Raw genomic sequence first — 25,474 nt, forward strand, 5'->3', positions numbered from 1 at the left:
ACGGCCCCGCCATCGGGAGCCGCTTCAAAATAATATAATTTATCCGAAATAGTCAGCAACTGCGTCGTTCGGGATGTGTCCGCCGACGTAGAAGTCGCCGAAGACGCCGTAGCGCGCGCTTGTTTCATCGAATCTCATTTCGTAGATAATCTTTTTGAATTCGAGCATATCATCTGATAAGAGTGTTACTGCCCATTCATATTTATCGAGACCTTGTGAGCCTGTGATGTACTGCTTGATTTTGCCTGCGTATTTGCGGCCGATCATGCCATGGTCGCGCATCAGCTGTTTGCGTTCTTCCATCGGCAGCATGTACCAGTTGTCTTGAAGGTCGCGCTTTTTATCCATTGGATAGAAACAGATGTATTTAGATTTTTCCAGTGAAGGGTATAATCTCTGTTGAATGTGCGGGATTTCCATCATTTCCTCAGGCGTCTTATTACCGCCGAGGTAGCTGCTCATTTCAATAATAGATACGTATGAGTAGGTTGGAATTAAGTAGTCCGCAACTCTGAGTTTATTAATTTCAAGTTCAAGCTTGATCAGCTCGTCCGCAGTCGGGCGCAGCAGCCAGAATATAATATCTGCCTTATGACCCATGATGTTGTAAAATGCATAGTCACCTTCGTGTTTTTCATGCACTTCTTCCTGTCTGTTTAAAAATGTCTGAAGTTCTTCTGTCAGCGCATTTCTTTCATCTTTGTCCAGTACACGCAAACCTGCCCAGTCCACGCTGTAAAGCAGGTGTAAGCTGTACCAGCCATCTATAGTACTTACCGGTTCACTCATCTTACTCTCTCCTTAATTAAGTCATTACTTCTATTCTAGACCAATAGAAAACGTTTTAACAAGAGATTCTGTTTAAAAGATGTGACAAAACACGTATAATATATTTAAAGTAAAGTAGCCAAGGAGGATATAATGAGTAAATTCATTACGGATCTTAAAAATAACTTAAATGGTGAAAATATCAAAATTGTATTTCCGGAAGGAACAGATAAAAGAATTCTGACTGCTGCGGCAGAGCATTTAAAAAACAGCTACGTGCATCCGATTGTGATCGGGGATGCTGATGAACTTAAGAAAATTGCGGACGAAGAAAATCTTAATATAGAAGGATTGGAAATATTAAATCCGAAAACATCGGATTTAAGCGATAAACTCGCAGAAGAGTTTTCTGAAGTCAGACAGGGCAAGGTAACGCTTGAACAGGCTGAAGATATTATTGAAAATGTAAACTATTTCGGAACCATGCTGGTACATACGGGCTATGCCGACGGTCTTGTGTCAGGAGCGATGCATTCGACACCGGACACGGTGCGGCCGGCGCTGCAGATTATTAAAACAAAAGAAGGTGTATCGAAAACGAGCGGTATTTTCTTTATGCGCCGCGGCGATGAACTGTATGTAATGGGAGATTGTGCAATAAATCCGACCCTGACTGCCGAAGAGCTTGCGGAAGTTGCAGTTGAAACGGCAAAAACGACGATGAGTTTCGGAATTACACCGCGCGTTGCGCTCTTAAGCTTTTCTTCAAAAGGATCTGCGAAAACAGAAGAAGCGGAAAAAGTTCGTCTCGCGACTGAATACGCACAGGATAAACTTCCGAATACACTGATTGACGGCGAGCTGCAGTTTGACGCAGCTTTTGTTCCGAGTGTGGCAGAGAAAAAATCTCCGAAGTCACCGCTTGAAGGAAAAGCGAATGTATTTATCTTCCCGTCGCTTGAAGCAGGTAATATCGGCTATAAAATTGCTCAGCGTTTAGGCGGTTTTGAAGCTTACGGACCGATTCTGCAAGGCTTGAACAAACCGGTTAACGACCTGTCGCGCGGTACGACGACTGAAGAAGTATACAATCTTGCTTTATTTACAGCAACACAGGTAATGGCGAATCGTCATGACAGCTGAATTGTTTAACGGGACGGTGGAAGTCATCGGCAGGCTGCGGACCCGGCATCCGTTTGAGTCATTTGCTTTTGATGACTTTCTGCAGCATCAGATCAGTGAAGACAATGTGCCTAAAATACGCTTTTGGGTACATTCGCCTTATATTATATTAGGCCTGCAGGATGCGAGGCTGCCGAAACTGACGTACGGCCTGGATTATATCTCTGATGCGGGTTTCGACTATATCGTGCGCAATAGCGGCGGTCTAGGTGTTGTTCTTGATGAGGGCATCTTGAATATATCCTTGATTTTACCGAAGGCAGATTTTCCTTACATAGAAAAAGGCTATGATATAATGACAGAGTTGGTAAAAAAAATGTTTCCGGAAGGAAAGATTGAAGCGTACGAAATTTCCGCAAGCTACTGTCCCGGTTCTTATGATTTAAGCATCGGCGGCAAAAAGTTTGCAGGTATTTCACAGCGCCGCATCAAAGACGGTGTGGCAGTGCAGATATACTTATGTGTCACAGGCAGCGGCTCGGAGCGGGCCTTAAAGATGAAAGAATTTTACCGCCATGCGCATGCAGGTGACAGCACGAAGTTTACATATCCGGTTATTAACCCGGATCATATGGCTTCTTTAAACGAACTGCTGAATGCCGATTTTTCAATTGAAGAAGTTGAAAAACGGGCGTTGAATGCGCTCCGTGACTCAGGTGCTGTTTTGAAGGACTATCCGGTGCTGAATGAGGAGCAGAAAGCACGGTACGAACGATTCATCGGAAACATGAAAGAGCGTAATAAAAAATACGTAACTTTTGACTAACCAGTATATTTTTAATACTGGTTTTTTAATTTTTATGAAAGAAGGAATAACATGTCGACAAGTTCTTATGCGCCTAAAATATGGACGAAAGAATTTACAGCAATTTTTGCCTTCCATTTTATTTTAATGGGTGCAATGTATTCAACTCTGGTCACAGTCGGAAACTATGCGATTGAAAAATACGATGTCAATCCGAGCATCGCGGGCTTTGTAGCCAGTATTTTTATCGTTGGTGTACTGGTGGGCCGCGGAGTCACAGGCTATCAGATTAATCATCTCGGCGCCCGTAAAATTATGCTCGGCGGAACAGTACTTTACTTTTTAACTTATATTTTATACTTCTTTGACTTCGGTTTAACATTTTTAATCGTGACACGGCTGTTAAACGGTATCGCAACAGGGATGATCAGTACAGCGCTGAATACGCTGGCAACGATATCCGTGCCTGAAGAACGTCGGGGTGAAGGAATCAGCTATTTCAGTTTAAGCATGGTGGTTGCGAGTGCGGTGGGTCCATTTATGGCGTTCCTGCTGCTCGAGCAGATTTCATTTGAAACGATGTTGATCTATGTTGGTATTTTAATGCTGCTTGTCGTTCTGATGATTCCGCTGATTAAAATAAATAACGTCACAAAAGAAACGGCGGTCAAGCCTGAAAAATTTGTGCTGATAGAAAAAAATTCCCTCCGGATGCTGATGCCGATTTTCTTAATGGGGCTGGCATATTCAAGTGTGCTGTCATTTTTGAACACTTACGCTATTGAAATCGATGTAGTTACAGCAGCAAGTTTCTTCTTTATCGTCTATGCGGCGGCAGTGCTGTCGACGCGTCCGTTTACAGGACGCATCATCGACCAGAAAGGGCCGAACGTCGTTATTTACCCGACGTTTATCCTGATGGCAATCGGATTCTTCCTGCTCGGGAGCACTTCAGCGGGAACTGTCGTTTTAATTGCCGGCTTTATTATCGGGCTCGGTTTCGGGAATTTCCAGTCGGCTGCGCAAATTATTTGTGTTAACGTGGCGCCGAAGGAGAATGTCGGTCTGGCAACATCGACTTTCTTTATTATTCTGGAAATCGGGCTCGGTTTCGGCCCGGTGTTTTTAGGACTGATCGTGCCCTTTGTCGGCTACAGCGGCATGTACCTGTGGCTGATTGTGCCGATTATTTTAGCAGGTGTTTTTTATATGATGATGGTCGGAAAACGCGGCGCACAATCAAATACTGAGAGTTAAACTAAACGGTCGGCTTCCCCGGCCGTTTTATGATATTATTGGGGTGTTAAGGGAGGCGTAAAAGCGTGACGATGAGTGACTACAGCAAGAAACAATTACAGGAAGAAAAAGTCTTTAAAGATCCGGTCCACCGGTATGTTCATGTCCGCGACCAGGTCATCTGGGATCTGGTGAAAACGAAAGAGTTTCAGCGGCTCCGCAGAATAAAGCAGCTCGGAACTTTATATCTGGCATTTCACAGCGCGGAGCATTCGCGATTTAATCACTCGCTCGGCGTGTATGAAATTGTCAGGCGGATGATTGAGAATTTTGAAGAATATCCCGAATGGGACTCAAACGACCGGCTTTTGGCTTTGTCTGCAGCTTTGCTGCACGATCTTGGTCACGGACCGTTTTCCCATACCTTTGAAGATATATTTCATACGGATCATGAAGAATATACGAAGAAAATTATCTTGGAAGATACTGAAGTCAACGAAGTATTATCGAGAGTGTCTCCTGAGTTTCCGCGAGAAGTTGCGGAAGTTATTAACAAAACGCATCCGAATAAACTTGTCACCAGTATGATTTCAAGTCAGATCGATGCGGACCGTATGGATTATCTGCAGCGGGATTCTTTTTATACCGGAGTCAGCTACGGCAACTTCGATATGGAACGCATATTGCGTGTGATGCGGCCGTCAAAAGATGAAGTGCTGATTAAAGAAAGCGGCATGCACGCCGTGGAAGATTATTTAATGAGCCGTTATCAGATGTACTGGCAGGTTTACTTCCACCCTGTATCGCGGGGCGGAGAAGTGATGCTGAACCTTGTCATGCAGAGAGCGAAGGCATTGTATAAATCGGGCTATAATTTTAAACAGCAGCCGACATACTTCATTCCTTTTTTCAACGAGGACGTTACAGTGCACGATTATCTGAGGCTCGATGAAATGGTCGTGAATTTTTATCTACAGGAATGGGTACGTGAAGAAGATGAGATACTGAGCGACCTTGCCGGACGGTTTGTGAACAGAGACCTGTTTAAATATTTGCCGTTTGACGGTTCTATTATTACGATTACAGAACTTAATGAACTGTACAAAAAAGCAGGTATAGATCCGGATTATTACGTTTTCAGCGACAGTTATTCAGATCTGCCATACGATTACGACCGACCCGGACAGAATAGAAACAGAAGACCGATTCACCTGCTGCGGCCGAACGGTGAAATTAAAGAAATCAGTTCGCAGTCGGCAATTATTAACTCCATTACCGGCATTCACCGCTTAGGTTCAAGATTGTATTATCCGAAAGAAAAAATATTGGCGATTAAAGATTTAAGCGTCAAATCAGAGATTATTAATTTACTGAATGAACTCGATTAGGAGGTATAAATTTGGCTGAAGAACAACCAAAAAAGAAGCCGGGTTTCCAGTTTAATATTATTAAAAATGACCCGCTTGACGGCCATAGAGGACAGAACTTCGGGGCGATCAGCCTCGAGAATATTGCGCCTGTCTATATTAATATCGAAACGCAGGAAGCAGTGCTCGATATCGGAGGGCTGCACGGCAAAGCAGAAGTCGAAAAACGTGTGAAATGGATTAAAGATAAGAAAGAAGCGGAAGGCCCTGATGCGAAAGAATATTTCCTCGTCTGGATAGCTGTGGAACGTGCGGAGGCAGGCCCGGTTTATAACGGTCTGGGTGCCTGCTACCTGATGGTAAACAAGGAAAAACGCCGCGGTTATAAAATGATGCATGAACATGTCAACAGTCTCGACGATGCAATGAAGGGCCGCATTAAGCTGGACCTGCTCGATGAACGTTCTAAAGAAACGCTTAAAGAGTTTCTGATTAATCATAACGAAGAAATGTGGAATATTTCACAAAAAATGCAGGAAGCATTCAATAATTAGCAATATAAAAAGACCATTGTTAAAATGAATTTTAAACATAATATTTTAGGAGGATTTAAACATGGCTAAATTAGTATTTCAATCTCCAAGTCGTTATGTACAGGGTACGGGTGTAATTAGTGAATTAGGTCATGAAACGGCAAAAATTGGTAAAAAAATCTTACTGATTGCAGATGAAGTGGTCTGGGATATTGCTGGGAAATCAGTAGAAGTAAGTTTCGAGAATGTAGATGTTAAATATAATCATATACAGTTTTCAGGTGAGGCGTCGGACAATGAAATCGAGCGTATCACTGGCGAAGGGAAGAATTTCGGCAGCGATGTAGTTATTGGTCTCGGAGGCGGTAAAACACTCGACACAGCCAAGGCAGTTGCAGATAAGCTGGATGTTCCAACTATAATAGTGCCGACTACTGCATCTACGGATGCTCCAACGAGTGCATTATCCGTAATCTATTCAGATGAAGGTGTCTTTGAAGGATATAAATTTTATGATAAAAATCCTGATCTCGTGCTGGTGGATAGTAAAATTGTTATCGGCGCACCGCCAAAATTCTTTGCCTCAGGCATTGCAGATGCAATGGCAACCTTAGTCGAAGCAAGTGCAACAGTCAGACGCAATGGGGATACGATGGCTGGCGGGAAACCGACTTTAGCATCACAGGCAATCGCTGAAAAAGCTGAAGAAACATTATTCCTGTACGGTATCGAAGCTTATGAAGCCGCTAAAGACGGCCTTGTTACTCCGGCAGTTGAAAAAGTAATCGAAGCAAATACACTGCTGTCAGGTTTAGGTTTTGAAAATGGCGGGCTTGCAGGAGCGCATGCTATACACAATGGTTTCACTGCATTACACGGTGATATTCACAACTTAACTCATGGTGAGAAAGTAGCATACGGTACGCTTGTACAGTTAGTACTGGAAGGTCGTCCAGGAAATGAAATAGCTGAGTATGTAGATTTTTACGAAGCGCTGGAAATGCCAACGACATTAGCTGCAATGCATTTAACTGACGTTTCCTTAGAAGATTTAGTTGAAGTCGGCAAGCTGGCGACAGGAGACGGTGAAACATTGAAAAACTTAGATCCGGAAATTACACCGGAACAAGTTGCCGAGGCAATATTAGCTGTAGATAAGTATAATTAACAGCTTTAAAATATATGTCTTTTTTGTGTCTTTTAGATTAGACATTGCACATTAGGTCATCTATGGATAAAATAAAGAGTAGTTATAGACATATAACTAGGACATAAAGGCGGGGCAGTTGCCCTGCCTTTTTTATTTTTCTTAAGACCAATAAGGCGCCTGTTATGATATAATTTACGATACTGAAGGTGATAAAAATGACCGAAACTATAACGCATGACTGCAATTTAACCCAGCTGGTATTCATGCACGGAGAAGAAACTAAATACGAACAGAAACTCAAGGTCACAGAAATTAAAAAAGGGGATACTTATCTGCGCTACACAGAAGCGCTCGATGAGCATGAACTGAAAGTGACAGTGAGACTGGGAGATAATTTCGTTAAGCTCCAGCGGCGGGGTCTGATCAATATGAACTTTTATTTCGAAGAAGGTGTGAAGACGGATACGTTTTATGACTCTCCGGCAGGCAGGCATCATTTTGAAATAGTGACACATGAACTTAAAACCGGCGACGGAACACTGACGGTCAAATATGATTTATTTGAAAGCGGCGTATTGCTAGGCAAATATAAATACACTTTGGAGAGGATTTAATTATGAACTTAAAACAGCAGTTAAAAGAAGCGATTGAAGCCGCGATTAAAAAAGCGGAATTAGTAGATAAAGTTCCTGAAATCAAAGTTGAAGTTCCAAAAGATAAGAAAAACGGGGACTTTTCAACGAATGCAGCGATGATGCTGACAAAGCTTGCACGTAAAAATCCGCGCGACATCGCAGAAGCGATTATTGAAAACATCGACAAGGAAGCGGCAAGCATTAAAGAAGTCAGCATCGCAGGACCGGGTTTTATCAACTTTAAAATGGAGACAGCGGAGCTTGCTAATGTTATTTATACTGTCCTCGATAAGAAAGGAAATTACGGCCGCACAGAGCGTGAAACAGCTGAAAAGGTTTTGATTGAGTTCGTGAGCGCGAACCCTACGGGGGATCTGCATATCGGACATGCGAGAAACGCATCGGTCGGTGCAACGCTTTCGAATATTATGGATTTTGCGGGTTACGATGTAACGCGTGAATACTATATTAACGATGCCGGAAACCAGATTAACAACCTGGCAAAATCGATTGAAGCGCGTTATTTTGAAGCGCTCGGCGATGGGCTGAATATGCCTGAAGACGGCTACAACGGTAAAGATATTAAAGTGATCGGCGAGAAACTGGCGTCGGAGCACCCTGAATATAAAGATCTTGAAGAAGCAGAACGTATTTCCAAATTCCGTGATTTAGGTGTTGAATATGAGATGCGTAAACTGAAAGCAGATCTTGAAGAATTCCGCATTAAATTTGACAGTTGGTTCAGTGAAACAGCGCTTTACGAAAGCGGCGAAATCGATGAAGCGATGACGAAGATGAAAGACAACGGCTACGTTTTCGAAGCAGATGATGCAACATGGCTGCGTACGACAGACTTTAAAGACGATAAAGACCGCGTACTTGTAAAAAGCGACGGCACCCTGACTTACTTAATGCCGGACATCGCATACCACTATGACAAAGTTGAACGGGGCTATGACAAGCTGATCAACTTATTCGGTGCAGACCACCACGGTTACATCAACCGTCTGAAAGCTTCCTTAGGCGCGCTCGGCGAAAATCCTGACAAGCTTGAAATTCAGATTATGCAGCTGGTCCGTTTAATTGAAAACGGCGAAGAAGTGAAGATGAGTAAACGTACAGGCAAAGCAGTTACACTGCGCGATTTGATCGACATGATTGGCGTGGACGCAGCACGTTACTTCATGATTATGCGTTCAACGGACACTCACTTCGACTTCGACTTAGACCTTGCACGCAGCGAATCAAGCGATAACCCTGTGTATTACGCGCAGTATGCTCATGCAAGAATCTGCAGCATTTTACGCCAAGCAAAAGAGCAGGGCTTTGAAATCGACAAGGAAAACCCGGTTGATATTATTGAGCAGGAGCAGGCGCTTGAGCTGCTGAAAAAAGTACTGGAATTCCCGAATATCGTGAAAGGTGCGGCAGAATCACGCGCAACTCAGCGTATTCCGAACTACATTCACGATCTCGCTGCAAGCTTCCACAAATTCTATAACGCAGAAAAAGTACTCGGTGAAAATGCCGATAAAACACGCGCTTATATATTGATGATTGAAGCAGTACGTCAGACATTGGAAAACGCACTCGGTCTGATTGACGTATCAGCACCTGAAAAGATGTAAAATTAATAAGCTGAAGCCTGAACTGTAAAGTTCGGGCTTTTTGTTTAGGCATTCACTCTGTATAAGAGCGGAGAACTTTAATATAATGAAGGTAATGTATCACGATGGCATCCAAATGACTGAAAGGAGAAACATCAATGAAAAAACTCTGTATATTACTGGCCACGATACTTTTACTCACTGCTTGCGGCAATGAAAACGACGAACAAGTTCAAATGTCAGGCGGCGAAGAAATGCGCATCATCTCACTGATGCCGAGCAATACTGAAATTATCGCCGAGCTTGGGGAAACGGACAGTCTTGTCGGTATTACAACAGTCGACGATTATCCTGAAAACCTGAGCGAAGACCTGACGCGTCTCGATACCTTCGCACTCGATGAAGAGGCGATGACGGCACTCAACCCGACGCATATTATTTCACATGCCTCAGGTCATGACGCAAATGCGGATATAATCACAAGAGCCGCAGAAAGTACCGGCGCAGAGGTCCTCGTTGTTGATGATGCCGAGGAAATCGATGAGATTTACGGCACCATTACCGATATTGGAAGCTTTATCGAGAGAGAAGAAACGGCAGAAGAATTGAATGCATCACTGCAGCAGGAAGTTGAGGAAATTCACAATCAATATGGCGGAGAGGAAACAGAGGATAAAACGCTTATTCTGATTTCTACGGCGCCGGATATATACACTGCAGGAGAGAATACTTTTATCGATGATTTTCTGGATACATTAAATATTGATAATGCTTTCGAAGATGTGACGGGCTATCCGGCGGTGACATCGGAAGATGTGATAGCCCGCGAACCGGAAATTGTACTTTCAACACTCGGTATCAGCAACGAAGAACTCACCCATGCACTTGATGAAATTTCCGGTCTAAAAGGCGCAGCAATAACTGAAAAAGAAAACCAGTGTACACCGGATCCGAATCTGGTCTCGCGTCCGGGACCGAGATTTACTGAAGGACTGACTGCGATCGCAGAGTGCGTGTATGAATAAAACCAACTGTATACTCGTATTTCTGCTGATTATCAGTGTGGTGCTGAGCATATTTACCGGGTCGGTAAATCTCGGAGATATTAATAATATGCAGGCCTTCACTATTATGCTTGATGTACGGCTGCCGAGAGCGCTGATGGCAGTCTTAACAGGAGCGGCGCTTGCCATGAGCGGTGCGGTTTTTCAGATTATCTTAAAAAACCCCATGGCCGACAGTTTTACCCTGGGTATGGCAAATGGTGCGGTGCTCGGTGCGGCGGTTACTGTAGTTACAGTGATTCCCGCAGCTTTTGCGCCGGTTTTAAGTATCGTGCTCGGTCTTGCCAGCCTGCTCGCTGTTCTGTTGATTGCGCGGAAGCTTGATTTAACTTACAGGCCGGAAACACTGATTATTACGGGTATTCTGCTCGGCGCCTTATTATCAGGTGTACTGTATATTATTATTCTGTTATTTCCGGAAGATACTGCGAATATTGCCCGCTACATGTTCGGCTCGCTTGGGGGAGCAGACTTTAGCCGGATATCGGTGCTGCTTATACTGACCTCGGCGGCATTCATTATTCTGGAACGCTACGGCCGGGTGCTCGACCTGCTTAAACTTGGCGATATAAGAGCGCATGCGCTCGGTGTCAATGTCAGTGTAATACGGCCGGCCCTCTTGATTACGGCATCTGTGCCGCCGCTCGTTGCCATCAGCTACACCGGCATTATTGCCCTTGTCGGCATCATTATTCCGCAGATTATTTTATATGTTAAACCGATGGCTTTCCGGCCTCTCTTGAAACGGTCGGTTTTAATCGGCGGACTGTACGTTCTTATCGTCGATACACTCGGCCGGACGCTCATTGCGCCGCTGCAGATTCCGACAGGAGTCATGGTCATGCTGTCGGCCGTCCCGCTTTTTATATTTCTTCTTTATAAACGTATTCTCGTGAACGCACGTTAGCGGGATGATGATTAAATATTCTGACAGAATATTGCTGATTAATTAGTAAACCCGCGTGAAAGAATGTTATATTTATAAAAAAGGGGAGATTTGATGAATAAAGTTTCAATAGAAGATATTTTCAAAATTAAATCAGTGTCATCGCCGAAAGCTGTTCCAAATACCGGCAAAGTCACTTACCTTGTGACAAAGACAGATGAGGAAAAGGATACTTACTATTCCTATCTTCATAATTTCGACGGCAGGGGTAATATCCAGCTTACATATAAGGATGAGACGGTAACAAATGTCGCTCATTCGCATGACGGAACGATGACTTTATTTACAGCACCGGATGACGATAAAAAATCACAGGTTTTTATACTGAGACACGCCGGCGGTGAACGCGAGCAGCTGACGCACGAAGACGATGGGGTATTCGGCGCTCAATTCTCGCACGACGGCCAGTCGGTGTTTTATCATGTTTCAAGTGAGAAGAATTCTGCAGACAAAAAAGATGAAGATGACAAAGACGATAAAGATAAAAAGCCTGAAGCGGCAGTGATTACCCGCATGAAATATAAAAGTGACGGCGGCCCAGGGCCATATGGCGTACTAACAGAAAAATATACTGCGGTAAAATCAATCGATATTCAATCCGGCGAGACTGAGACTGTGCTTTCCGGTGACGAAAACTTTACACTGTACGATGTGTTTGAAGGCGGTTTTATATATGCGACAGATAAGAGCGAAAATCCGGATTTTAATTTCGCGCAAAAACTGTATCTGCGTACTGGCGGAGAAGATAAATTAATTCGCGATGATGCGAGTTTTATGAAAGCGGAAATTTCCGGAGACCAAAAACATATTTTAATGACGCTCATGACGCGCAAGTTTAAAAACGCAACGCATCCGCATATCGAGGTTTATGATATAAAGACAGAAGAGAGCATCGACGTCACGACGAAACTGGATAAGCCGGTCGGCGGGCTGGTGGCACAGGATACTCAGCAGAATGCCGAAGGCAATACAGCAGAATGGATCTCAAATAATGAATATGTATTTCTCGTTTCAGAATTCGGCAGCGTCAACTTATATAAAGGTGATGTAGAAGGAAATATCCGTCCGCTGCTCCGCGGCGAGCATAATATTTTCGGCATGGATGCGGACAGTGAAGCGGCTTACTTAACGATTTCGACTCACGTCTCACCGAGCGAACTGTATAAGTTTGATTTTAAAACTGAAGAATTATCGCAGCTGACAGAAATTAATTATGATTACGTGACAGATACAGAACTTGTTAAACCGGAACCGGTTGAGTTTTCAAGTTTTGACGACACAACCGTTCACGGCTGGTTTATGAAACCCGCTGGATACGAAGCAGGTAAAAACTATCCGATGGTAACAAATATTCACGGCGGTCCGCATGCGCTGTATGCAAATACGTATTTCCATGAAATGCAGCTGCTCGCAGCAAAAGGATATGCAGTATTATTCATTAACCCGAGAGGCTCTCACAGCTACTCCCAGGAGTTTGTTGATGCTGTCCGCGGCGACTACGGCAACGGCGATTACAAAGATATTATGAGTGCTGTAGATTACATTACGGATAAGTATGACTGGATTGATAAAGATAATCTTGGTGTGACCGGCGGCTCTTACGGCGGTTTCATGACGAACTGGATTGTCGGACAAACGAACCGTTTTAAAGCTGCGGTTACACAGCGCTCAATCAGCAACTGGATCAGTTTCAGAGGAGTTTCCGATATCGGTTACTACTTTACGGAATGGCAGATTTTAGCGGGACTCGATAATCTCGACAAACTGTGGCATCATTCGCCGCTGAAATATGCGAAGAATGTCGAAACACCGTTATTGATTCTGCACGGCGAAGAAGATATCCGCTGTCCGATTGAACAGGCGGAGCAGCTCTTTATCGAGCTGAAATCTCATGAGAAGGAAACAGAATTTATCCGCTTCCCGGAATCTTCTCATGAACTGTCGCGCTCAGGGAAACCGAGCTTGAAAATGCAGCGGCTGTCTCATATCGTGCGCTGGTTTGATCAGTATTTAATTCAAAATTAATGGGAGGAAGATATGTATGACAAGTAAAATCGAAGCGCTCGCAGAGAGCGTTAAAGCAGATTACTCTCTTATTTCCGATCCGGTAAATATTTTTTATTTTACAGGGGTGCACTTAAACCCGCATGAAAGACTGCTGCTGCTCGTCGTCGATAATAAGACACTCGAGACAGCGATGATTTTCCCGGCACTTGATGGAGAAACTGTCAGAGCCAATACCAAACTGACAACCTACCTGCCGCACGACGATAAGGATGATGCTTTTCAGTATGTGTTTGATACAATAGCCGAAAATAAGACAATTGCGGTTGAAGGAGAACATTTAATTTATTCGAGATATTTGCGGCTGATTGAAAAATATGCGCCGGAAAATATTTCAACACTCGATAATGAAGTGAATTATCTCCGCGGCAAAAAGAATGAACACGATAAAGCGGAAATTCAGCGCGCGGTCGAGATGACAGAAAGAGCGCTGGAAGATTTAAAAACGATTACTGTCGAAGGTAAAACCGAAATGGAAATTTCGGACTTTCTTGTTAAGCAGTTTAAATCGTACGGTGCAGCTGGTCCGAGTTTCGGTCCGAGCGTGCTTGCCGGTAAAAAATCCGCCATGCCGCACGGTGATACAGGAACAGATGTTATCAAGCGCGGAGACTTCCTTTTGATTGATTTCGGTGTCGTTTCAGATACAGGCTATGTGTCGGATATGACGCGTACGTTTATTGTCGGAGAGGCAACCGCGGAACAGGAAAAAATTTATAAAACTGTACTGGTATCAAATCTCGAAGGTATTAAAGCATCACAAAAAGGTACGGTGATGGGAGATATCGACCGTGCTTCGCGCGCTGTAATTGAAGAAGCGGGCTACGGTGAATATTTCATGCACCGTATCGGCCACGGCCTCGGACTCGATGTGCATGAAGCGCCGTCAGTGCACGGCGATAACACGGACAAGCTTGAAGCGGGCCATGTGATTACGATCGAACCGGGTATTTATATACCTGAAATCGGCGGTGTACGCATCGAAGATATGCTGTATATTGACGAAGATACAACTTATAATTTTAATAGTTTTCCAAAAGATTTTGAATCGATGATTATTAAATAATTAATTTAGGAGCTGCAGCAAAAATGACAAACAAAACAAGAATTGAAGCTGATTTTCTTGGAGAAAAAGAAATTGATGATAAGGCATACTACGGGGTGCAGAGTCTGCGCGCTTTAGAAAACTTCCCGATCACAGGTTACCGTTTAAATACTGATTTAATCCGCGCCCTGGCGATGGTTAAGAAAGCCGCGGCGCTTGGAAACTTCGCGAACGGTGTGCTGGAAGAGGATAAAAAGAATGCGATTGTGCAGGCGAGTGAAGAAATCATTGCAGGCCAGTGGCACGACGACTTTATCGTCGATCCGATTCAGGGCGGGGCAGGCACTTCGACGAACATGAACGCGAACGAAGTGATTGCCAACCGTGCACTTGAAATTATGGGACGCGAAAAAGGCGACTATGACTTTATCAGCCCGAACAACCATGTGAACATGTCCCAGTCGACAAATGATGCCTTCCCGACTTCCCTGCACGTGGGTCTCTTAATTCATGCAGAATCACTGCTTGAGACGATGAATACAATGCGCCAGGCATTTGAAGCAAAAGCTGTTGAATTTGACCACGTTATTAAAATGGGACGCACGCACCTTCAGGATGCCGTGCCGATCCGTCTCGGCCAGGAATTCAGCGCCTATGCGAAGGTTTTGTCGAGAGACATCCGCCGCGTGTCGAACTCGCTTGAAAATCTTTATGAAATTAATATCGGTGCAACCGCGGTAGGGACAGGCTTAAACGCGGACCAGAAATACATCGATACAGTAGTTGAAGAGCTGAGCAAAATTTCAGGATATAAGCTGAGATCTGCTGAAAATCTGGTAGATGGAACGCAGAATACTGATACATATACGGAAATTTCTTCAGCCTTGAAAATTTGTATGATTAACATGTCGAAAATCGCAAACGACTTCCGTATGATGGCATCAGGACCGAAAGCGGGCTTATATGAAATTAACCTGCCTGCGCGCCAGCCGGGCTCATCAATCATGCCGGGCAAAGTCAATCCGGTTATGGCTGAAGTGGTAAACCAGATTGCTTTCCAGGTGATCGGCAATGACAATACAATCAGTCTGGCGTCAGAAGCCGGACAATTCGAACTGAATGTAATGGAGCCGGTGCTTGCATTTAATCTGATTCAGTCAATCGACATTATGAACAACGGTTTCAAAGTCTTCACTGAAAGATGTATCGCGGGCATTACTGCAAACGAAGAACAGATGAAATCTTACGTTGAGAACAGCATCGGTGTAATTACAGCGCTTGTACCTCACATCGGTTACAAAAAAGCATCAGCAATTGCAGTAGAAGCCATCCAGACAGGTGCTCCGGTCCGCCAGCTGTGCTCTAAGCATGAAGTTCTTACAGAAGAACAGCTTGATCACGTGCTGAACGCATTTGAAATGACGAATATCGGCGTATCGAAACTGCCGAAATAAGTTAAGATTATTTAGCCAGATAAAAATCTCCCGTACTTACCCGGGGCATTCCTGAAGCCTGCAGTCTTCAGCAGATGCTTTTCCCCGGGGAGTCACGGGAGATTTTAATTTAAATTATTCTTCTAAAAAGAGGTAGTGCTCACCGAGGCCAAAGTTTTTATAAACATTCGTCAGTTGACTTGTCTCGTCACCTTCATTTAATTCACCATCAGATACTGTTCCGCTGTACAAAAAATATTCATCATCACTTTCTTCAAATTCAGTAAAATCAATTATCATCGAAGCATCCCCATCTTCGACAGTAATTGATAAATTATTTTCTTCTAAAGAATACTCCCCTGGATATGTAGCGCCGTTAAATGTTAATGTGACATCGCCTGCTGATTCAAAATCGAGTACCGGTGTATTGGATGTAAATTTAACTTCCTTATTCTCAGCATCTTCCTCAGAAACAGTCGGATTAGGTGAGGTAAGCCCCAGAGTTTTATCATCGAGTTCAGACTCTTCACCGCCGCATCCCGCCACTGCCAAAAGAACAACACTTAGTACTGTCAGCAAAATTTTGTTCATAAAAGCATCCCCTTAAGTTTATTGTAAATATCAATATAACATTAAATGTAAAATCTTTCTTTTTGGAGGAAGGAGAACAGCATTAAAAATTTTATGAAAGAGAGAGTATTGTGCTCCGGATACATATGATCTCCGTTCATATCAACCCCGCGAGTCTGGGATACATATGAAACTCTGTCATGACAATCCTGCGCGTCTCGGATACATATGATCTCCATTCACACCAACCCCGCGCGTCTGGGATACACATGACACCCGCTCACACCAACCCCAGCGCGTCTCGGACACATATGAAACTCTGTCATGCCAACCCCGCGCGTCAGGGATACACATGACACCCGCTCACACCAACCCCAGCGCCGCCACCCTCGTACTCCACGGGCAAATAAGCATCACGGGATGCATTTACTCCCGGTTTACGTGTAAAATAGAAGTAATGATTATAATGAAGAGGGCAGGGAGGCAGACAGCATGGATATACAGACTTTTTATCAAACGTATTTAAGTGAAAATGAGCTTGTACGGGCAAGTTTGTTCAACTCGGGCAATTTTGCGACGAATGATGCACTGATAAAATATAAGGTGGATGAATTGGAGTCACAGTCCGCTTTGCATGAAATGTTCGAGCATCTGTCGATGGCGGAAGCGAAGCTTTTGAGACGTTTATCGACTGAGACTGCATTTGATAATGTGCACAGGGTGTCGTATCTCCCCGGAAAGTATCCGACACTGATCGACTATCAGTATATTCTGGAGGATAATGGCACAGAAGGGGTTATTCATGCGGAAGTGGTCAATGTGCTGAACAGCGCACTGCAGGAAACCGGTATATTTCCCTATACGCCGATGTCGATTCCTGACAGCGAAACGATTGGGCCGCAGGATGTATCAAAACTGGATAAAATATATAACGGGCCGATTTACTGGCTCTACAATAATTTAACATTTAAAGATCTCCGCAATGTGATGTCAAAACTGAACATCAAATCAATCGGACAGTATAAAGATGATTATTTAAATGAAGTCATTGCGCATCTCACGGCGCCGGAATATCTGCCGGTCGCTCTGAATCATCTCGATGAAGTGGCCTATGCTCAAATCAGAGATAACATTAAAAAAGATTACTCGGTCTATGAAAATCATCCGCGCTGGCAAACGGCGCTGGAAACCGGTCTCCTCGTTAAAGTGCATCAGGATTATCTCGTTATGCACCGGGATGTGCTTCGCGCGCTTAAAAAAGTGAATTTCAGCAAAATTGGAAAAGAAGTACAAGCGGAAACGCCCGAGAATTACAATGCTTATCACATTACATGTACGATTAATGGCTGTGAGGAAATTTTCCGGACGATTGCTATTCCAACACGCCTGAATTTCCTTGAGCTTGAAATTATTATTTGCGAAGCATTCGGCTGGAATAATATCGGCAGCGGCCAGTTCATAACAGATAAAAATCTAATCGCGTATGATGAAGCGGGTGCACACAAAAATGCTCTGATGACTGATGTATATTTAATTAATGAATATACTCAGTACCTGTATGATTCTGAGGATGATTACGTCGTGGACATTATACTCGATACCGTGACGAATATAACGAAGCCGATTCCGGAAGTTGTGAGCTACGGGGGAGCAGTGCCAATTGAAAATATCGGCGGTGTTACTAAACTCATCGAAACTTTAAACATTCTAGAAGATAAAAACCATCCGGACTACGTAAATGTCTACGCCCATGCACGCCAGAAGAACTACCGGGAACGCTATCCCGTCAGTGCGGTGAACAAGAAACTCGCACGGCTGTTCAACAGAGGCAATCCAATCACTTAAGGAGGATAACGATGGATTTACAAACCTTCTACAAAACTTATTTAACGTATTTACATCTGGACAAAGTAGGTGAATCCTTATCCCGGCTCGAGAAGCTGATAGAAGAAAAAATAGAGGAAGCAAGTTCAGATGACTATTTGACGCTTCTCGGTGACAGTTTAAGAATGGAAGAAATTGAATTGATTAAGCGATATTCAAATGCACTGACCGGGGATAATATTATTACTATGCCGTTCAATCCGGATGAGAATCCGTTTTTAATCTATAATCATCATCTGCTGTATATCGGTGACGGTATGGCAGTTATGCATGAGGAAGTAATCGACGGTATTTTAAGAAACTTCGGTTCGGTCATTCATCTGGCGCCGCTGCCTGACGGCATCAGTGTATCAAACGTTACTTTAAATAACGCGGAATATACGACGACCGTCAATCTGCTGGATTATCCGATTATCGAGTTTTATGAACTGCTTTTAACTGAAGATCATATGAATCTGGTTGCAGAAAATCTGGATCTAGATTTGGAAGAGTACAGCACGCGGGCTCAGATTATTAATGCGATATCGAAGCGGCTCGTGCACAAATCTTACATTAAAGAAAAACTTAAGATGTTTGAAGACGAAGAACTCGCACGTTTTAAAGATAAAATTCGGCGGGGTGAAGTTTTATTTACCGAAGAAGAGGGCAACTGGGATACCTTCCTTGCTACGGGAATTATCATGCCTTATCTACCGCAGGCAGCGATTCTGCCGCTTGTATTATTTCATTTCTTCAGAGAAGAAATTTTTAATTAATTCTAAATAGGAATAGGCATAAAACCGGCTTTGTAATACAGCGGTCTCTCAGAAGAGGGACCGCTTTTTGCTGTCTGTGTTTATCTTGTTAGAGGTGGGGAATTGATAACAAACAATCATGTAAAGGATGTGTCTAATTTGCAAGCAGTTACTGTACAGGGAAAAAACAAAGTCAAAGTCAAAAAGATGAAGGCGCCGGAAATCCAGCAGGGTACAGATATGATTATAAAAGTGACGTCGACCGCAATCTGCGGATCAGACCTTCACTTATACCGCAAAAACATGCCAATTACGAATGATTATATTATCGGTCACGAACCTATGGGAATTGTTGAGGAAGTCGGTCCCGGAGTGAAGAAAGTTAAAAAAGGAGACCGTGTTGTTATTCCGTTTAACGTAAGCTGCGGACACTGCCACTTCTGTGAGAATCAGATGGAAAGCCAGTGTGATAACTCCAATCCGCATCAGGATACAGGCGGTTATTTCGGGTTTTCAGAGCAGTTCGGAAACTACCCGGGCGATCAGGCAGAATATTTAAGAGTTCCTTACGCTGATTTCACTTCTTTTGTTGTTCCGGAAAGAAGTGAACTGGAAGATGAAAGCGTGCTTTTCTTGTCGGATGTAATGCCGACAGCTTACTGGAGTGTTGAAAGCAGCGGTGTTAAAAGCGGAGATACAGTAATTGTATTAGGCTCCGGACCAATCGGACTGATGACACAGAAGTTTGCTTGGATGAAAGGCGCAAATCGTGTTATCGCTGTCGATAATAATGAGATGAGGCTCGCACACGCTAAGCAGACAAACAATGTAGAGGTATATAACTACAAACAATTTGATAACCTCGGCAAACATCTTCATGAAATTACAAAAGGCGGCGCTGAAGTCGTTATCGACTGTGTCGGCATGGACGGTGAAATTACCGGTAAAGACCGCATCAAGACGCTCGGCGGCCAGGTCGGTACGATTGACCCGATTATTATGGCGACAGATATGGTGAAAAAATTCGGCACCATCCAGCTGACAGGTATATACGGTACGCCAGCGACGGGATATCCAATCCACAAGATTTTTACACGCAACGTAACAGTCAAAGCAGGCCAGGCACCGGTGATTCACTATATGCCGGAGCTGTATAATATGGTGGAACAGGGCAAAGTCGATCCGACGGACATTATTACGCATAACGTGCCTTTAAAACAGGCGGAAAAAATGTACAAGATGTTTAACGACCGTGCAGACGGTTGTATTAAAGTAGTGATGAAACCGTAAATTTGAGCTCGCGGCGGCACAGAAAGTGTGGGTGCGCGCCACCGAGAAACCACGGCGGCACGGAAAGTATGATTGTGTGCCACCGAGAAACCACGGTGGCACAGAAAGTGTGGGTGCGTGCCACCGAGAAACCACGGTGGCACAGAAAGTGTGGGTGCGTGCCACCGAGAAACCACGGCGGCACAGAAAGTATGATCGCGTGCCACCGTGCTTCTTTAAATTCAAAAAAATGCTGATTCCGTAATGGAGTCAGCATTTTTCTTATTCATTCTCGAGTTTCTTAATATATTCATCCAGCTTCTTCTTATCTTCTCCGGAGATTTTCGGGAACCGGGGGTTGATATCTTCCAGTGTATGAATCATCGCTTCTGTTATAATCCTGCGCGTATGCCATTCGTCATCTGCCGGAAGAATATACCACGGACTGTGTTCTGTAGAAGTATTGTTCAGCATATCTTCAAAAACTTCCTGATATTCCTCCCATTTTTCGCGGTCATCGATATCCGAAAATGAAAACTCCCAATGCTTATCGGGGTTTTTCATCCGCTTTAAAAAGCGTTCTTTCTGCTCATCTTTCGACATATTAAAGAAAAATTTGACGACTGAAAATCCATTTTCAGATAAATATTGCTCATAATTATTAATCTGGCGGTAGCGTCTCTGAATCTCGGCATCGTCATCATCTTCCAATAAATCATGAATGCGGGTAGCAATCACATCTTCGTAGTGGGACCGGTTTAAAATCGCAATCTGCCCGCGTTCTGGCTCACCGTCGTGAAGCCTCCACAAGTAATCATGCTTCTGCTCGGTTTCACTCGGCTTGCCGTAAGTAGTCACCTTAAGCCCCTGGGCGTTTAAATTTGAAAAAATATAGGAAATTGCTTCATCTTTCCCCGCGGCATCAATCGCCTGAAGGACAACCATAATACCATTTTTTCCTTCGGCATGCAGTTTCAGGTGAAGTTCTTTCAGTTTCTCCACCAGCGGAGGAATAATATTTTGTTCTATATAATCGTTCTCTTCCTTTTTTCCGTCGGAACATTGATGATCTTTTAATTTTATATTGGCATTGTGATGTACTTTATAATCAAATAAATTCATCGGTCACACTCCTCTTTTAGTGTATGACCTGATATACCCGTTTAAAATCGGGGGAAACCTGTTTACTCGGTCAAAGAAGCGAGTTCTTTGTCCTGGCAGAACGTTTACTCGGTCAAAGAAGCGAGTTCATCACCATCACCTAATTCAATTCCGCAGCCTTTTCCCGTGATGACTTATTAAGCCGGCCATAATCAGCAGCCAGACAAGTACCGCTGCAAAAATAGTCACATGCGGAATAATCATTAAAAATTCGAGCTCCAATGCCATCGACAAATTCGTCGTGCCGACTGTATACATCGCAATCGGGAACGCCATGCCCCACAATTCAGGAGTATAGGACAGGGGATAGCGGTTTACTATATGACGCCATACACCAAGTATAATTAACAGAGGAATCCACCAGGTGCCAAGTGCCCAAAAGAACAGTGTAAATCCTTTAATGAAGATTTCCAGTTCCGGAACGATGCCTGAACCGTTAAGAACAAGAACAGAACCGGCGAGCGTTGTAATCGCAAGCGCACCCATACTGATCCAGTAGGGCGGGGTTAACGACATTACTTCGATTTTTAAAAACATCAGGCGATAAAAAATAAATGCGATGATATTTAAATATAAAGCACAGCCTAAAAGAAAGAGGCATAACGAGATAAAAATCATCACTTCAGCGAAATCAGTACTATTTGCCGCCAGGGTGCCAAGCACGGCAAGTGACTGTGTAGATACGACGACGAGGAGCCAGCCGCCGTTTACCGATTCATCAATCAGCGGTTTTACTCTTTTAATAATGATTAAAGTGAAAAATGTATACATCAATATTATCCAGATTATAAAAGCCGCAAGCCAGAATATAAAACCTGTCTCAGTCATATTTTTTATAATGACGAACTGGCTGCCTAAAACGCCTGAAGCGGCGATTAAAGTGAAAAATCCCGGCCCTTTACCGTTATCATTTAGATCTTTCATAAAATCAAGGGTATTCAACAGTAATCTTAAACCGTTCAATACGAGCAGCAGCACGAATATAAAAACATTAAAATACATAAGCAGTTCTGCTGCGAATAAAATATCCAAATACCATAAGGATAATGATAAAGCGCCGGTCGCCATTACCATTGCAAAATAGCCGGGGTATAAATGGCGGGACTGGCGCTGTAAAAATTCAATCATGTTTTTCACGCTTTCTTCATAGTAAATAAAATCAATTCCATCGGAATTATTCTTCGGTTTTCCCAAGCTGACGCTCTCGGGTTTCCTGAATCAGCCATGGGCTGTCTTTTTCCGCTTCCAGCCGTCTGTTATCTTCTTTAATCCTATCAAGGACAGTTCTCATCTCTTCATTTTCCAGCAGATAATTCTCCTGTTTCAGCCGCTGGAGTTCAATTTCTTTATCGATATGCTTTAATTTAAGTTTTTCCATATCTTTACGATGGTTAAAATAATTATTAATTACTCCGGCAGAAATACCGGCGAGTATAATAATGAGTAGCCACATAGTTTTTCCTCCTAAAGGAAATTATTTGTTATTGGTTATATGTGTGTAATGAATAAACGTTTTCTCTTAGTTTAAATTATACATCATCTTTTGCAGGAGATACATTACGGAATAAACGGGAAGAGAGGCTGCTGTTTTTTCTATCTCTTAAAACAAAAAACAGGCAAATCCTCTCGGATTCACCTGTCCTATTATAGATTTGTTAAGCAAACATCTTCATAACGCCACCTGCCACTGCTAAATCAAAGTAGCCTGCGCCGACGCATTTATAAATCGTGATGTCTGTATCGTTTTGGCGCAAATAGCCCTGGTCGTATATTTCAGCGAGTGTACCTTTGATGTCATCCCAGCTGATTATTCCGGCTTCCACCGCATCAATCAGTTCTCCGGCTTCGTCTTTCACACCGTCCATGTCATCGACATAAATATGATCGGCACGTTTAATTGCGGTGCGGTCCATTTCTTTCATTTCATGGGTGAATGACCCCACACCGTTAACGTGAGTGCCTTCTTTAAGAAGTTCACCATTATACACCGGAGTCTTGCTCTGCGTGGCACAGTTGATAATATCGCTCTGTTCAACGAGTGCATCCACGTCCGTCATCACTTCGATATCAGCCCAGATACCGAATGTTTCGAGCCGTTCCTTAAACTGCTCAGCTTTTTCCGGTGTACGGTTATAGAGATAAATTCTCTGGATATCGCGGACTTCCACAACACCTAATACCTGTTCGAAGGCCATATTGCCCGTCCCGATTACACCGAGTGTTCTGGCATCTTCACGTGCCAGTTTATCAGTGGCGATGGCTGTCATCGCGCCGGTGCGGAGTCTCGTTAAATACGATGCGTCCATCGTCGCCTTGTGGGCGCCGTCTGTCAGGTCTGTTACTAAAATATTCCCCTGCGTCGTCGGCAGGTTTTTATTGTTAGGAAAAATAGACACTGTCTTAATTATCGATACCTGCTGAGTTAAGCTGATGCACGGCATGTAAAGCATCGAGCTGTCTTCTCCTGCAGGCAATACGGTACGAATGGATTCCACAATATTGTCTTCGTTATAATCTTTTAAAATCGCGTTGACGTCTTTGATTGCATGGCTGATTTTATATTTCTCTTCTATTTCTTTGTCTGTCAATGTAATCAATGTATTCACTCCATCTATTATTATTCGGCGTTCATTAATTTTTCTTCGCTGATTAATCTATCCTCTTTATCCTGCGCCGTTTCTCCCTGCAGTGCAAATACCGCAATCAGCGAAACGACGGCTGTCATAATGATGTAAAGCGATACCGGTATACTTGAGCCGTCAAACTGATTCATCAGAAATTCCGCAATCAGCGGCGCAGATCCTCCAGCCACTGCGGCACCAATCTGATAACCGAGTGTTACACCAGTATAACGTACTTCCTTGCTGAATGACTCGGAGAACATCGTACCGAGAATCGCTGTAATCGGCGGCCAGATTACAACCAGTCCGATAAAGGTTGCTAAAATAACGAGTATCGGTTCATGTGTATTGACGATAAAAAAGTACGGAAACGCATAAAGCAGCATCGCCGCCGCGCCGATCAGAAACATTTTTCTCCGGCCGACTCTGTCCGACAGACTGCCCATTACGGGAATCATAATCGTTGTGAGCACGGATACCGCCATAATCGACAGCATCATAAACTCAAATGATACATCGAGACTTGCGACCCCGTAACCGACAATGAAGGTCGTAAAGATATAGAACGGGCCGGTTTCAACAAATTTCGCCCCGGTCGTAATAAGCACTTCTTTCGGGTGTTTCTTAAATATTTCAATGATAGGCAGTCTTCTGACTTCATTTTTCTCTGCAGCTTCTTTCTGCATGGCCACAAAGGCGGGTGTTTCGTCGAGCCCTTTACGGATTAGCAGTCCGACAATAACGAGCAGCAGACTGAAGATAAATGGAATCCTCCACCCCCATGCGAGGAACATCTCTTCAGGCATAATCCAGGTCAGTAAAAAGAAAAAGCCGTAAGCAAGCACAAGGCCGATAGGAATTCCCATCTGCGGGAAACTGCCGAACAGCCCGCGCTGGTTTTTCGGCGCGTATTCGGTGGCGAGCAGAAGGGCGCCGCCCCATTCGCCGCCGATGCCGAGGCCCTGAATCAATCTGAACAGGAGTAAAAGAAGCGGTGCGGCAACACCGATTTGAGCATATGTAGGCAGTAAGCCGATACCCGCTGTGGCGAGCCCCATGAGGCTGAGTGTAATAATTAATGTTTTCTTCCGTCCCACTCTGTCACCGATATGTGCAAAGATGACTCCCCCTAAAGGACGGATAAAGAATGATAAAGCAAGCCCGAAGTAGGCAAGTATAGTCGACAGAAATGCATCGTCGGTCACAAAGAACTGCGTATTAAAGATGATGCTCGCAACCGCTGCGTACAGGAAAAAGTCGAACCATTCAATTGATGAACCGATTAAACTTGCTGATAATACTTTTCTTCTCAATTTTCTATCCATAGTAAACCTCCCCTTTGTATGGCTATAGATTAGCACAGATTAAAATTCATGCCTATAAAAATTATAATATTCAGGCATTAATAGAAAATGGATCTGATTATCTCAGTATTAAGTTGATTTTTAATACGGGATGAC

At 43.7% G+C, this 25,474-nt stretch carries 23 protein-coding genes; 16 read left to right on the plus strand and 7 right to left on the minus strand.

The window, feature by feature from the left end; translation table 11 throughout:
• Nucleotides 1–39 precede the first annotated feature (39 nt).
• Nucleotides 40–789 carry a hydrogen peroxide-dependent heme synthase gene (gene hemQ / locus IR135_RS09110; protein WP_135098774.1) on the minus strand — a complete coding sequence of 250 codons (750 nt, stop codon included), beginning with the start codon at nt 787–789 and terminating at the stop codon, nt 40–42.
• Between the two features lie 132 nt (nt 790–921).
• Between hemQ and pta the strand changes: the two genes are divergently transcribed.
• The 13 genes from pta to aspA all read left to right on the plus strand — a co-directional run bounded on the left by pta (nt 922) and on the right by aspA (nt 15,796).
• Nucleotides 922–1,911: a phosphate acetyltransferase gene (gene pta / locus IR135_RS09115; protein WP_135098776.1), complete on the plus strand. Its 990-nt coding sequence runs from the start codon at nt 922–924 to the stop codon at nt 1,909–1,911.
• Entirely contained in the window at nt 1,901–2,716 is an 816-nt protein-coding gene (locus IR135_RS09120) for a lipoate--protein ligase family protein (RefSeq protein WP_135098778.1), read from the plus strand. Before pta ends, IR135_RS09120 begins: the two co-directional genes overlap by 11 nt.
• 51 nt (nt 2,717–2,767) lie before the next feature.
• Complete coding sequence (locus tag IR135_RS09125) at nt 2,768–3,952, plus strand: MFS transporter (RefSeq protein WP_135098780.1); 1,185 nt, start codon at nt 2,768–2,770, stop codon at nt 3,950–3,952.
• Between the two features lie 71 nt (nt 3,953–4,023).
• On the plus strand, nt 4,024–5,319 hold the full coding sequence (locus IR135_RS09130) for an HD domain-containing protein (RefSeq protein ID WP_228063484.1): 1,296 nt from the start codon (nt 4,024–4,026) through the stop codon (nt 5,317–5,319).
• Between the two features lie 11 nt (nt 5,320–5,330).
• Nucleotides 5,331–5,852 carry a YwhD family protein gene (locus IR135_RS09135; protein WP_135098784.1) on the plus strand — a complete coding sequence of 174 codons (522 nt, stop codon included), beginning with the start codon at nt 5,331–5,333 and terminating at the stop codon, nt 5,850–5,852.
• A gap of 61 nt (nt 5,853–5,913) precedes the next feature.
• A complete protein-coding gene (locus IR135_RS09140; RefSeq protein ID WP_135098786.1) occupies nt 5,914–6,999 on the plus strand; it encodes a glycerol dehydrogenase in 1,086 nt (361 codons plus the stop codon).
• Between the two features lie 197 nt (nt 7,000–7,196).
• Nucleotides 7,197–7,595 (plus strand): DUF1934 domain-containing protein, encoded by a 399-nt coding sequence (locus IR135_RS09145; RefSeq protein WP_135098788.1) that lies wholly within the window; start codon nt 7,197–7,199, stop codon nt 7,593–7,595.
• A 2-nt stretch (nt 7,596–7,597) separates the two neighbouring features.
• On the plus strand, nt 7,598–9,244 hold the full coding sequence (gene argS / locus IR135_RS09150; RefSeq protein ID WP_135098790.1) for an arginine--tRNA ligase: 1,647 nt from the start codon (nt 7,598–7,600) through the stop codon (nt 9,242–9,244).
• Between the two features lie 137 nt (nt 9,245–9,381).
• On the plus strand, nt 9,382–10,248 hold the full coding sequence (locus IR135_RS09155; RefSeq protein ID WP_135098792.1) for a helical backbone metal receptor: 867 nt from the start codon (nt 9,382–9,384) through the stop codon (nt 10,246–10,248).
• Nucleotides 10,241–11,194, plus strand: a complete 954-nt coding sequence (locus IR135_RS09160) for a FecCD family ABC transporter permease (RefSeq protein ID WP_135098794.1) — start codon at nt 10,241–10,243, stop codon at nt 11,192–11,194. The genes IR135_RS09155 and IR135_RS09160 overlap by 8 nt, the downstream gene beginning before the upstream one ends.
• A gap of 93 nt (nt 11,195–11,287) precedes the next feature.
• On the plus strand, nt 11,288–13,258 hold the full coding sequence (locus IR135_RS09165) for a S9 family peptidase (RefSeq protein ID WP_228063478.1): 1,971 nt from the start codon (nt 11,288–11,290) through the stop codon (nt 13,256–13,258).
• Nucleotides 13,259–13,274: 16 nt separating this feature from the next.
• Complete coding sequence (locus IR135_RS09170; protein ID WP_135098798.1) at nt 13,275–14,363, plus strand: aminopeptidase P family protein; 1,089 nt, start codon at nt 13,275–13,277, stop codon at nt 14,361–14,363.
• Between the two features lie 23 nt (nt 14,364–14,386).
• A complete protein-coding gene (aspA, locus tag IR135_RS09175; protein ID WP_135098800.1) occupies nt 14,387–15,796 on the plus strand; it encodes an aspartate ammonia-lyase in 1,410 nt (469 codons plus the stop codon).
• Nucleotides 15,797–15,910: 114 nt separating this feature from the next.
• Here aspA and IR135_RS09180 read toward each other — a convergent pair whose 3' ends face one another.
• Nucleotides 15,911–16,366, minus strand: coding sequence for a hypothetical protein (locus IR135_RS09180; RefSeq protein WP_135098802.1), 456 nt, complete (start codon nt 16,364–16,366; stop codon nt 15,911–15,913).
• A 471-nt stretch (nt 16,367–16,837) separates the two neighbouring features.
• On the opposite strand from IR135_RS09180, the gene IR135_RS09185 reads away from it, so the two are divergent.
• The 3 genes from IR135_RS09185 (at nt 16,838) to IR135_RS09195 (ending at nt 20,253) form a co-directional block, all read left to right on the plus strand.
• Nucleotides 16,838–18,190, plus strand: a complete 1,353-nt coding sequence (locus IR135_RS09185; protein WP_135098806.1) for an IS1096 element passenger TnpR family protein — start codon at nt 16,838–16,840, stop codon at nt 18,188–18,190.
• Between the two features lie 11 nt (nt 18,191–18,201).
• The gene (locus IR135_RS09190) at nt 18,202–18,984 is read left to right on the plus strand and encodes a hypothetical protein (RefSeq protein ID WP_115885211.1); all 783 of its coding nucleotides are present in this window, start codon (nt 18,202–18,204) and stop codon (nt 18,982–18,984) included.
• Nucleotides 18,985–19,122: 138 nt separating this feature from the next.
• Nucleotides 19,123–20,253 (plus strand): alcohol dehydrogenase catalytic domain-containing protein, encoded by a 1,131-nt coding sequence (locus tag IR135_RS09195; protein WP_135098808.1) that lies wholly within the window; start codon nt 19,123–19,125, stop codon nt 20,251–20,253.
• A gap of 261 nt (nt 20,254–20,514) precedes the next feature.
• On the opposite strand, the gene IR135_RS09200 is transcribed toward IR135_RS09195, so the two are convergent.
• From IR135_RS09200 to IR135_RS09220, 5 genes are all read right to left on the minus strand, one after another.
• Nucleotides 20,515–21,354: a PPK2 family polyphosphate kinase gene (locus IR135_RS09200; protein ID WP_135098810.1), complete on the minus strand. Its 840-nt coding sequence runs from the start codon at nt 21,352–21,354 to the stop codon at nt 20,515–20,517.
• 144 nt (nt 21,355–21,498) lie between these two features.
• Complete coding sequence (locus IR135_RS09205) at nt 21,499–22,587, minus strand: tellurite resistance/C4-dicarboxylate transporter family protein (RefSeq protein ID WP_228063479.1); 1,089 nt, start codon at nt 22,585–22,587, stop codon at nt 21,499–21,501.
• Nucleotides 22,568–22,846 carry a hypothetical protein gene (locus tag IR135_RS09210; protein WP_135098812.1) on the minus strand — a complete coding sequence of 93 codons (279 nt, stop codon included), beginning with the start codon at nt 22,844–22,846 and terminating at the stop codon, nt 22,568–22,570. The genes IR135_RS09205 and IR135_RS09210 overlap by 20 nt, the downstream gene beginning before the upstream one ends.
• 202 nt (nt 22,847–23,048) lie before the next feature.
• The gene (locus IR135_RS09215; protein WP_135098814.1) at nt 23,049–23,990 is read right to left on the minus strand and encodes an ornithine cyclodeaminase family protein; all 942 of its coding nucleotides are present in this window, start codon (nt 23,988–23,990) and stop codon (nt 23,049–23,051) included.
• Nucleotides 23,991–24,010: 20 nt separating this feature from the next.
• Nucleotides 24,011–25,339, minus strand: coding sequence for an MFS transporter (locus IR135_RS09220; RefSeq protein WP_135098816.1), 1,329 nt, complete (start codon nt 25,337–25,339; stop codon nt 24,011–24,013).
• Nucleotides 25,340–25,474 lie beyond the last annotated feature (135 nt).

Origin of the sequence: Jeotgalicoccus nanhaiensis, assembly GCF_015235105.1 — a bacterium.
GTDB lineage: Bacteria > Bacillota > Bacilli > Staphylococcales > Salinicoccaceae > Jeotgalicoccus > Jeotgalicoccus nanhaiensis.

Bases quoted from the DNA above. Each gene is read 5' to 3' on its own strand.
- IR135_RS09210 (WP_135098812.1), bottom strand. From the start codon at position 22,846: ATGTGGCTACTCATTATTATACTCGCCGGTATTTCTGCCGGAGTAATT.
- IR135_RS09200 (WP_135098810.1), bottom strand. From the start codon at position 21,354: ATGAATTTATTTGATTATAAAGTACATCACAATGCCAATATAAAATTA.
- argS (WP_135098790.1), top strand. From the start codon at position 7,598: ATGAACTTAAAACAGCAGTTAAAAGAAGCGATTGAAGCCGCGATTAAA.
- IR135_RS09155 (WP_135098792.1), top strand. From the start codon at position 9,382: ATGAAAAAACTCTGTATATTACTGGCCACGATACTTTTACTCACTGCT.
- IR135_RS09145 (WP_135098788.1), top strand. From the start codon at position 7,197: ATGACCGAAACTATAACGCATGACTGCAATTTAACCCAGCTGGTATTC.
- pta (WP_135098776.1), top strand. From the start codon at position 922: ATGAGTAAATTCATTACGGATCTTAAAAATAACTTAAATGGTGAAAAT.
- IR135_RS09130 (WP_228063484.1), top strand. From the start codon at position 4,024: ATGAGTGACTACAGCAAGAAACAATTACAGGAAGAAAAAGTCTTTAAA.
- IR135_RS09160 (WP_135098794.1), top strand. From the start codon at position 10,241: ATGAATAAAACCAACTGTATACTCGTATTTCTGCTGATTATCAGTGTG.
- IR135_RS09125 (WP_135098780.1), top strand. From the start codon at position 2,768: ATGTCGACAAGTTCTTATGCGCCTAAAATATGGACGAAAGAATTTACA.
- IR135_RS09165 (WP_228063478.1), top strand. From the start codon at position 11,288: ATGAATAAAGTTTCAATAGAAGATATTTTCAAAATTAAATCAGTGTCA.
- IR135_RS09190 (WP_115885211.1), top strand. From the start codon at position 18,202: ATGGATTTACAAACCTTCTACAAAACTTATTTAACGTATTTACATCTG.
- aspA (WP_135098800.1), top strand. From the start codon at position 14,387: ATGACAAACAAAACAAGAATTGAAGCTGATTTTCTTGGAGAAAAAGAA.
- hemQ (WP_135098774.1), bottom strand. From the start codon at position 789: ATGAGTGAACCGGTAAGTACTATAGATGGCTGGTACAGCTTACACCTG.
- IR135_RS09120 (WP_135098778.1), top strand. From the start codon at position 1,901: ATGACAGCTGAATTGTTTAACGGGACGGTGGAAGTCATCGGCAGGCTG.
- IR135_RS09140 (WP_135098786.1), top strand. From the start codon at position 5,914: ATGGCTAAATTAGTATTTCAATCTCCAAGTCGTTATGTACAGGGTACG.
- IR135_RS09185 (WP_135098806.1), top strand. From the start codon at position 16,838: ATGGATATACAGACTTTTTATCAAACGTATTTAAGTGAAAATGAGCTT.
- IR135_RS09170 (WP_135098798.1), top strand. From the start codon at position 13,275: ATGACAAGTAAAATCGAAGCGCTCGCAGAGAGCGTTAAAGCAGATTAC.
- IR135_RS09180 (WP_135098802.1), bottom strand. From the start codon at position 16,366: ATGAACAAAATTTTGCTGACAGTACTAAGTGTTGTTCTTTTGGCAGTG.
- IR135_RS09220 (WP_135098816.1), bottom strand. From the start codon at position 25,339: ATGGATAGAAAATTGAGAAGAAAAGTATTATCAGCAAGTTTAATCGGT.